Genomic DNA, 10,728 nt, shown 5'->3' on the forward strand with positions numbered 1-10,728 from the left:
GACATTCTAGGGGGATCAATACGTCCCAATGCACTCTACCTGCAAGAAGCTCCTCCCGCGTGTAGCCGACCATCGACAGAAAAGCGTTGTTAGCTTCGGCGATATTACCGTTAATATCCCCAAAAAATACACCAAACATATTCGACTCAGCTAACCGCCTAAACCGGGCTTCGCTTTCTTGCAGTGCTGTTTCTACCTGCTTACGCTTGGTAATATCCAGCGCAATTCCGGTCATGCGGATGGGCTGTCGATTTTCATCATAAAATGTTTGTCCGATCGCGGTTAGCCACCGTTCTCCTTGGGCTGGATGAAGGATACGAAATTCAACGTTGGTATCAATCTGATGCTCTAATGCTTGACGGGTTGCCCGATCAACGCGATCGCGGTCTTGGTCAACAATAGAATTGAGCCAATTTTTATAGGAAGGTTGAGTGACGGCTGAATCTAGCCCATAAAGACGGTAATATTCTTCTGACCAAGTCACCTGATTGGTTGTAATATCCCAGTCCCACACACCCGCATTCGCAGCCTGTTGAGCAATTCTCAGACGTTCTTCACTTTGTTGCAGCGTTTCTTCAGCTTGCTTGCGCTGGGTGATATCGCTCACCAATGCCACAAAACCTTCGACCTTACCCTGCGGATCAAACCGAGGCACAAAAGTAGCACTAATAATCTTTGTCTCAACATCTTTGTAGTGCATTTCGTTCTCAAAGCTAACCGCATGTCCGGCTAACACCTGCTCGACATAAGGACGAACGCTTTCATAGGCGACTTCCCCCATCACCTCCCAAATATATTTGCCACACACTTCACTGGCACGTCGTCTAAACCACTGTTCGTAGGTTTGATTGATGAAGCGATAACGCTGCTCAGTATCAATAAACGAAATCAAAACCGGGAGCGAATTGGTAATCAGGCGCAGTTCGGCTTCTCGTTGCTGTAAGGCAACTTCGGCTTGAATCCGTTTGCTCACATCGATCGCCACCCCCGCCAGAAGCTGCTGCCCAGTCGCATTCCAGAAAGGAAACTTAAAAGCCATATAGCTGTGTTCGCCATCCTCGTGGTGAATGGTTTCCAGCGTTTGCATTGGCTGACGACTGGTCAATACAGCTAAGTCATTCTCGCGAAGCTGTTTTGCAATGGCAGGTGGCAACAGCTCAAAATCCGTTTTGCCAATCAAATCTGCCTGCGATCGCTGACAGGCTCGCTCAACCCACGAATTGGCATAGACATATCGCCCCGCTTCATCTTTGATAAATGCCGCGATCGGACTGTGGTTCATGAAGCTTTGGAACAGCTCATGACTTTCTTTGAGGGCTGCTTCTGTGCGCTTCCGCTCCATAAACTGACCAATCTGGCTGCCGATCGCCGCCATCATATTCAGTAAATCTGCATCTGGCTCTTGAACACGATCGCAAAAGCACTCAATCACACCCAAGACTTGATTGCTCAATACAATGGGGAATCCAAAGACAGCCCGTAAGCCTGCCTCTGCTGCCTTTGCCGCCCTCGGAAAATTGCTGTCTTCCTTGGGGTCTGAAATCCACAGGGGCTGACGATTGAGCCAAACTCGACCGGGTAGCCCAACACCAGGAGCGAAGGTTGTTTGCAATTTGGACTCAATCAGGGCCTGAGCAGAAGTTGTGGGCGATCGCCAGTTATCGCTATAGTGCAGGCAATTCGTTTGGGGATTGACACTCCAAAACATCCCTAATTGCCATCCCAACGTTTCACAAATCGCTTGTAGAATCGCTGGCAGGGCATCGGACACCGTAGTTGCTTCAGCCAGAATTTGGGCGATCGCATACTGAATATCGCGCCGGCGTTCTGCTTGCTCCTGGATTAACTTTTGGTGCGCTGTCTGCTCTCGCTGCCTGCACAGTTCCTCACGCTGTTCCAACTCCTGAACGCGTTGGCGTAATTGTGCTAATTCATCCAGCAATTGTTCTTTTGTCTTTTCCGCATCTAACATGAACGTAGCCGTATAAAAAAGGGAATTAATTGAAGTCAGCGGTTTTAATGCACGTTGGGATTAAGCAAGGAACTGAGACTTCGGTTTGGGAATAACGTACTGCCGCTATCCTGATACCCGTTGTTGCTCAGGATTTTGCTAGGAGCCAATGAAGCCCAGGATTGCCTGTAGGAGCACCTCTGGCTCAACGGGTTTAGGAATATGCTGTTGAAATCCGGCTGCTAGGGCTTGCTGCTGATCGACTTCTCCGGCGTAGGCAGTGAGGGCAATCGCTGGAATTGGACGATCGCCCTGTTCAGCCTCCAATGTTCGGACCTGTCGCAGCAAGGTGTAGCCATCCATCTGCGGCATTCCAATGTCGAGAAGGAGAATATCAGGTTTCGCTTGAGCCAGCACTTGCAAGGCTTCTGGGGCAGAGGAAACCGCAACGACAGAAGCCCCTGCTTCCTTCAGGATGAAGGTCGCTAATTCTAGATTGTCAATTTCGTCATCCACAGCAAGGACTTTAATCCCCTGCAACGACAAGGTGTGATTAACCACGGCTGCCTCCTGGTTTGGGACGGTTGAGGTTGATACGAGGGGGAGTTTGACTGTGAATGTTGCACCTTGCCCTTCTCCGGCACTCTCCGCATGGATTGTACCCCCATGCAGCTCAACAATGTGCTGGGCGATCGCCAGTCCTAGCCCCAATCCTCCAAATGTTCTAGTTGTACTGCTATCTGCCTGACGAAAAGTATCAAAGACAAAAGGTAAGAACTCTGCACTGATGCCTTTTCCCGTGTCTTTGACTTGAATCTGGGCTTGCCCACCCATCGCAGCGAGCTGGATCTCGATTTGACCCTGCTCAGGCGTAAACTTCACCGCATTGGATAATAGATTCCAAACCACCTGTTGCAGGCGCGCTGCATCTCCCAAAACAGGACTAACCTCTGCGGCAATTTGGGTTTGGATCTGAATGTGCTTATCCTCGGCATTTAAGCGAACGGTGTCAATCGCTGCGCTAATAATCGAGGCGGGACTGATTGGACAGCGATTTAAAATCAGCTTGCCTTGCAGGATGCGAGAAATGTCCAGCAAATCTTCGATCAACTGCACTTGTAATTTGGCATTGCGCTCGATCGTTTCAAGGGCGATCGCGGTTCTGTTCGCATCCAGGTTGCCTCGCTGCAATAATTTTGACCATCCCAGAATCGGATTCATCGGCGTTCGCAGTTCATGGGACAGCACTGCCAGAAACTCATCTTTCATTCGATTTGCAGCTTCGGCTTGCGCTCTGGCTCGTTGTTCGGCTTCATAGAGCTGGGCACGCGCGATCGCCTGGGCACACTGCTGCGCGAGCGAGAGCATAAACGCCCGATCGGCTGGCTCAAGCTGGGGGAGCTGGGCAAATGTGACGGATATTCCACCAACTGCCTGCCCCTCAATCATCAAGGGCAGAGAGACCCAGATCGGGTACTTGGCTTGAACGTAGCTTTTTGCCAGGTGCGGATAGTGAGCAATGCGTTCTTCCAGCGTTTCTTCCCACATGGGTTGTCCGGTGCGAACGGCATCCGTTAACGGGGTAGCAACGGTGAGCGAGAAGCGTCGCCATTCTGGAGCAATAGCAATTCCATCGCCGAGATGGTGAATAATCTCCAGTTCGTCTTTTTGTGGAGTGACCAAAGCGACCAGAACTGAGGCAGCATTCACCACCGCCATGGTTTGGTGGGCAATGACTTCTGCAACTTGAACCGGAGTTAATGACTCGGAAAGGGCAGCCGTTACTGCCTGGAGTCGGGTGGTGCGATCGGCAGTTCGTTCTGCTCGCTGGCGTGCCTGTTCTGCCTGCTGATAGAGTCGGGCATTGGCGATCGCCATCGCTGCCCGGTCTGCTAAATCCTGAAACAGGTTTAAATCCTCTTGCGTGTGTGGATCGGCAGGCGCATGACGGGTGAGGCTTAATACCCCGATCGGCTCTCCCTGCACCTTCAATGGAACGAGCAGGGTACTGCGAACTTGAAACCGTTCTAGATAAAGGCGGTATTCCGGTTTAATGACCGCACTAAGCTCTTGCTGCGAAGTGACAGGCATCAGCAGGGGTTCTCCGCTCTGCATCACCCGTCCCCCAATGCCTTCATCAATGCGACGGGGATATTGCTCTAGCAAATCCTTCAGAAAGGCTCGAATTTCTGGGTCGGCGTGATAGCACGAGACAGAATTCAGCGATCGCTCATCGTCTCCAATCAGATTGAGGACACAAACATCCCCCGCTAATTCGCTGGCGAGCCGAGCCACTGTGTCTAGAATGGTTTGCAAGTCCAGGTTGGCTGCCGCAAACGTCTGGGAAGCCTGAGCCAAAAATCGCTGGGTTTGCTCCATCCGCTTCCAATCGTCAATATCGGTGCAGCTGCCAAACCATTTCGTGATCTCGCCGTTCTCGTCCAGCAAAGGGTAAGCTCGCGTTAAATGCCATCGGTAGACCCCATCGGCTCGTCTCAGACGTTGTTCGGCTTGTAGCGTATCTTTATCTGTGACGGCTTTGATCCAGGCGTTAATGAAGCGATCGTGATCACCCGGATGGCGGAAGCTGCCGTTTGCATTCTGGCTTTCTTCCAGAGTTAAGCCTGTGTACTGGAACCACCGCTGGTTGTAGTATTCGGTAAATCCATTGGCTTGAGCCACCCAAACGATCTGCGGAATCGATTCTGCCAGACACCGGAAGCGTTGCTCACTGGCTTCTGCAAATGCCCGTGCCTCTTGCTCTGCCTGATAAAGCTGTGCCCGACGAATCGCTTGAGCACAATGATGTGCTAGGGCAAGGATAAATGCCCGATCTGCTTCGTGGATAGAGTGGGCTTCTGTAAATCCAATGCCTAGCGAACCCAAAACTTTATTTTCAGCAATGAGCGGAATGGCGGCGATCGCACCTGAGGAAATACTGTTTTGCAAAGAAGCCAGTTGAGGATAGGCGGCGATCGCCTCATCTAAAGATTGCAGGAAAACGGGAGTTTGAGTTTGCACTACATGAGCAAGCGGCACAGCAGACGTTATCGGAAACCGCTGCCACATCGACAAAGCATTGGGAGGATGTCCGATTGAACCAAGCAGTTCTAGCTCTTCTCCATTGGTGCTTAGCAGCATCACTAAGCCGCGACAGGCTCCCAGCGCAGCTAAGGCTTGCTCAACAATTACCGTTGCGACATCACTGGAAGTCAGGGCTTCGGAAAGGGCGGCAGTAATGTTTTGTAGGCGAGCCGTGCGATCTGCCGATCGAGCCGCTGCCTCTTCGGCTTGTTTACGATCGCTAATATCAACCGAAACTCCAACGAATCGGGTTGCCTGCCCCTGCTGGTCAAAATAAACTCGCCCCTGGCTGTTAAGCCAACTGATTGTCTGGTCAGGACGAATAATGCGGTATTCCTGGCAGTGCTGTTCCTTCCCAGCTTTTGCCCGCTCCAAGCCTTGAATGATCCGTTCCCGATCTTCAGAATGAATGCTAGAGAAAAAATCTTCTGCGGTTCCAGCTTGAATTCCCCAAACGTTCAGCGCATTGGGAGAGCAAATGACCTGATTTGTCTTCAAATCCACATCCCAAGCCACGATTCGAGCCGAGGAAAGAGCAAGCTGAAGTCGCTCCTCCGTTTGTTTCAGATCCTCTTCAACCTGTTTGATATGAGTGACATCTGAAATTGCTCCCAGGTATCGCTCTGGTGTTCCGTCTGCATTCCGCAAAATATAGGCGCGATCGATAACGTTTGCATACTGTCCATCTGCTCGCTGATAGCGGTATTCATCTCTCCAGCGTTCATCGCCTCTTGTTAAAGCTGCTTCAAAGCTTATCGTCACCCGATCCCGATCGTCTGGGTGAAGGTGCTCAATCCACCACCGGGAAGAATTGCATTCCAGAGGTCGCTTACCCACCAGTTGATCGTATGCCTGGTTCCACCAAACCGAATCTGTTTTGAGATTGCGATCGTAAATCGCGTCATTGGTTGCCTGTAATACCAGAGATAGGCGTTCTTCTGTAATTCGCAAACTTAATTCAGCCTGCTTGCGGTCAGTAATATCGTGGGAAATGCCAATCACCTGGTGGGGTGTGCCTGCTTCCGTTCGCGAGAAGACCAGATCTCGGCTCCATAACCATCGCCATTCACCATTGGCGTGGCGCATCCGGTATTCCCACTCAATGACTTCGCCATCCTGGGCACGATCGAATCGCTCTAGGTGAGCTGGCAGCGTTTCGAGATCGTCTGGGTGCATCAGCGCTGAAAACAGCAAGCTGCCCATTGCCTGAACTTCGTCAGCAGGATATCCCAGAATTTCTCCAATCTGATGATTGACATAGACATTGTGCTGTTTAATCAGGTCATAAATGTAGAGAATTCCGGGGGTTGCATCTGCAACTTGCTGAATGAAGCGTTGGCTTTCTTTGAGTTGTTCCTCGATTTGCTTTCGTTCGTGAATGTCTTGAAAGACGACAACGCTAATGGGTGGACGATCGTACAGGGCGGGCAATACCGCCGCGTCAACAAGTAGCGGGAAAATGCCAGCCGGAGTATGCCAATTAATTTCAGCCCCGGCAATTTTCTCTCCCCGTGTCGCTCGTACTGCCGGAACCTGCTCCGACGGAATGATTTGTCCTGCTGAGTCCGTACAGTAATAATCTCTGTTGTAGGTTGCCCCAATATAAGTTGCCCCAATATCCTTAGCAATATTGATTCCTGCGATCGCGTTGGCGGCTTGATTGGAGAAGATCACCCGCTGTTGCTCTGGGTCAACCAGAATCAAAGGAGTCGGCAGCAGATTGAGCACTGCTTCTAGCCATTGCCGTTCGTCCGTTTGTTCCTGCGATCGCAACGCTTCAATCCTTTGCTGAAGCTCAGCAACCTGGTCCTGCAACTGTTTATTGTGCTGTTGTAATGCAGCGATTTGTTTTGCCAGCAGTGCTTCTGGAAATTGAGTATCCGGCACTGTCACAGATTCGGAGAGACAGCTTGCCTTTCCATGGTTAGAAGTAATTGTATTTCCAGCACAGCAGTGGCACTGAGAGTGCCGGGCATACCGCTCAACCAGCTCAGAGCGAGAAACGCCCATCTCTTTTGACTGTTGCTCAAGCAACTGCCAGGCAGTGTTCGTTAAAGATAACTTGACTGCTTGTTTGGATTCTCCCCGCCAAGCCTGAGTGAACTTGCCAGTTTTATCGCGCTTCATTGAGGTACTGCCCGTATGCCCATATGGCTTTCATCAATTAAATCCTGTCAAAGATACGCAATCAATCCATCTCAAGACGGAAGACCTATATCCGCAACCATGCATAAGGCTTTGTAGCAAATAATGCTTGATGACAGAAGTCAATTGTGTCGCAAGAATTGGGTTAATGGTAAGGTAGGCGAGAAAGGTTACTGACTCACCCTTGGCTACCTCACCCTTTACTGATTCACCCTTGAACGTCTATTTCTGCTCTATTCGGGCGGGGGAACGCTACATTCAGGAAACAAGATTTGGTCGGCACTTTGCGGAGCGATTGGGCTGTTAACAAACGACCCAACCCCGTTGTGGGTCAGGGAGATCCGTTTCTAGCCGTTTTCGGTATCCCTCTTCCAGGTTTTTGCAACACAACCCACTGGACAAATGATCTTGCTGCCCTTATCGAGAGTACTGATTTCCTTCCCCTTGGTTCACAGGCTGAATCGCGAGTAGCAATTGCCCTGCGGTTACGGTTTGCCCCGATCGACAAAATACCTCGGTAATCGTCCCAGTACACTCTGCATCCACAGCAATTTCCATTTTCATCGCTTCGAGAATTACGAGACGATCGCCTTCAGCAACCCGATCGCCAGGCTGTACCAGAACTTGCCAGACGTTAGCAGAGATATGACTCACCACCGCTTCTACATCATCGGGAAGCAGGGTTTCAGACGTTTCGGTTTCGGGCTGAGCCGCCTCCAAAATTTCTTGCTGGGTAAATTCTCCTGCCGCAGCCCAGCGATCGCGTTCAGCCGCAAAAGCAGCTTGCTGTTTGGCTCGAAAGGCAGCAATGTCTTCTGCGTTCGCCCCCAGAAAGTTCTGATACTGCTGCAAACTAAAGGTTTCTTCCTGGATGTCAAGCTTGACTTTGCCCTGAATCACGTCTTCCCGATAACTTAGCAATTCTTCTGGTGAAACGGGAAAGAAGCGAATTTGATCAAAAAAGCGCAGCAGCCAGGGCTGGGTAAAATCCTGGGTGCTTCGGTAGCGATTCCATACGGGAACGGTACGCCCCACAAACTGATAGCCCCCCGGACCTTCCATGCCATAGATACAAAGATAGGCTCCGCCAATGCCCACTGCGTTTTCGGGTGTCCAAGTGCGGGCAGGGTTGTATTTTGTCGTTACGAGCCGATGGCGCGGATCCAGGGGAGTGGCAACGGGTGCGCCGAGATAGACATCGCCCAAGCCCAACACCAGATAGCTCGCGTTAAACACAATATCCCGCACCTGCTCAGTGCTGTCTAAGCCATTGATGCGGCGAATAAACTCAATATTGCTGGGACACCAGGGCGCATCGGGTCGCACCGACTGCATATATTTCTGAATTGCAAGCTGCGTCGATTCGTCGTCCCAGGACAAAGGTAGATGCACAATCCGAGTAGGCACCTGCATCGCATCAATGTCAGGCAACTCAGACTCTGCGGCAATTAATCTTTCAATAAGCTCCTGAACTGGCAGCACACGGCTATCGTAGTGAACCTGAAGCGATCGAATTCCGGGGGTGAGATCGATAATGCCCGGAAAATGATTTGCCTTTAGCCAGCCCATCAGGGCATGAACCCGAAACCGTAAGTTCAAATCGAGGACTAAGGGACCGTATTCAATCAGCAGGTTTTTGTCGCCGGACTGCCGATAGGCCACTGCGATTTGAGTGGAGGAGAGGGGGAGGTGGTGGAGGATCGGTGAGTGAGTGAGTGGGTCAGAGGAAGGGATCAGGAAAGGAGGGGATGGAGAGGGAGACGATTCCTGCGCTGCCTGACTGCGGAGCGTTTCGATCTGGTGATCCTGCGATCGTTCTCGCTCCAGAGCTTCTTGGGCAGTGAGGCAGTAGAACTGCACGGTGTCGCCGGGTTTGAGCTGTCCGATTTTCCAGAGTTCGGACTGGACGATCGTGGCAGGGCAGACAAAGCCGCCTAAGCTGGGGCCATCGTGTGCCAGGATAATGGGCATATCGCCGGTGAAATCGATCGTGCCGATCGCGTAGGCATTGTCATGGATATTGGAGGGATGAAGCCCGGCTTCGCCACCGTCGGTTCTTGCCCAGCGGGGTTTGGGTCCGATTAGCCGGATTCCAGTGCGGGCGGAGTTGTGGTGAATGAGCCAGCGCGTGGAGAACAGCATCTCGATATCCGCTTCGGTAAAGAAGTCAGGGGCACCGTGAGGTCCATAGAGTACGCCGATTTTCCATTCGTGGGTGTAGGACGGAATCAGCTCGGTTGGTAGGGGGGCAGGAGCTAGAGGGTCAGGAACTGTGCCAGATGATGCGGATGCGCTGCCCGTTTCGAGCCTCAAGACATCTCCAGTTCGCAGGGTGCGTCCGCTATGTCCGCCAAATTGTCCCAGGGTGAAGGTCGATCGGCTGCCCAGATATTCGGGCACGTCAAATCCGTGCTGGACGGTAACATAAGTGCGGTAGCCTGCTCCCTCGATCGCTCTTAGTTTGAGCGTGCTGCCTGCGGTAACAGGAACTGCAGCCCAGTAGGGCACGGGCTGACCGTTGAGCGTGGCTTTCATCGCCGCTCCAGTGAGACAAATGACCGTATCGCAGTTAAAGTGCAGCGTGGGACCCATGACGGTGCATTCCAGCCCTGCTGCGGATTCCGGATTGCCCAAAATTCGGTTTGCCAGACGAAACGCCAGATGATCCATTGGGCCTGAGGGCGGCACGCCGATATCCCAGTAGCCCGTGCGCCCAGGATAGTCCTGAATGGTGGTGTAGGTTCCAGGATTGAGAACATCGATCGTGCGCGGCTGGTATTGAAACTGATTCAGGTATCGTGTGCTGACCAATCCATTGACGAATTGAGGGCTGGCAATCACCTGCCGCAAATAGGCCAGATTAGTTTCGATGCCTGCAATCTCTGATGCCTGAAGGGCGGTTTGCAGTTGAGCGATCGCCTCTTCTCGCGTTTTGCCCTGTACGATCACCTTTGCCAGCAGCGGGTCGTAAAAGGGCGTCACTTCTGTTCCGGTTTCAATCCAGGCATCGCAGCGAACCCGGTCTGGAAAACGAACGACACTCAATAAGCCTGCGCTCGGCTGAAAGTTTTTGTGGGCATCCTCGGCATAGATTCGCACCTGGATCGAGTGTCCCTGAAACTGCGGACGATCGTGCAGAAAAGCAGTATCACCTGCCGCCAGCAGCACCATCCACTCGACGAGATCAATCCCACTGACCATCTCCGTCACGCCATGTTCGACCTGGAGGCGAGTGTTTACTTCCAGGAAGTAGAACTGCTGCTGGTCGACGTCCAACACAAATTCAACTGTGCCCGCCGATCGGTAATTGACTGCCTGTCCCAGTCGCACCGCACAGTCAGAAAGCTGCTGCCTCAGCGCATCGCTAATTCCAGGAGCAGGGGTTTCTTCAATCACTTTCTGGTTGCGTCGCTGTGTCGAACAGTCACGCTCTCCCAGCGCAATCACATTACCGCAACCGTCTCCAAAAATTTGAACTTCGATGTGTCTTGCCGTTTGAATATATTTCTCTAAAAAGATTCCTTTTTGCTTAAAATTTGCTTGACTCA

At 51.8% G+C, this 10,728-nt stretch carries 3 protein-coding genes; all 3 read right to left on the reverse strand.

Translation table 11 applies throughout. The features are described from left to right. Positions 1–1,972: PAS domain S-box protein (locus H6F80_RS03770; protein ID WP_190790275.1), on the reverse strand; the 1,972-nt coding region annotated here is incomplete at its 3' end. 138 nt (positions 1,973–2,110) lie between these two features. After that, the gene (locus H6F80_RS03775) at positions 2,111–7,162 is read right to left on the reverse strand and encodes a PAS domain-containing protein (protein ID WP_190790276.1); all 5,052 of its coding nucleotides are present in this window, start codon (positions 7,160–7,162) and stop codon (positions 2,111–2,113) included. A 435-nt stretch (positions 7,163–7,597) separates the two neighbouring features. After that, positions 7,598–10,728, reverse strand: a 3,131-nt coding sequence (gene uca / locus H6F80_RS03780) for an urea carboxylase (protein ID WP_190790277.1), incomplete at its 5' end; no start/stop codon positions are given.

Source organism: Leptolyngbya sp. FACHB-711 (assembly GCF_014695615.1).
GTDB lineage: Bacteria > Cyanobacteriota > Cyanobacteriia > Elainellales > Elainellaceae > Leptolyngbya_A.

Coding starts and splice junctions, on each gene's coding strand:
- H6F80_RS03775 (WP_190790276.1), bottom strand. CDS start 7,162: ATGAAGCGCGATAAAACTGGCAAGTTCACTCAGGCTTGGCGGGGAGAA.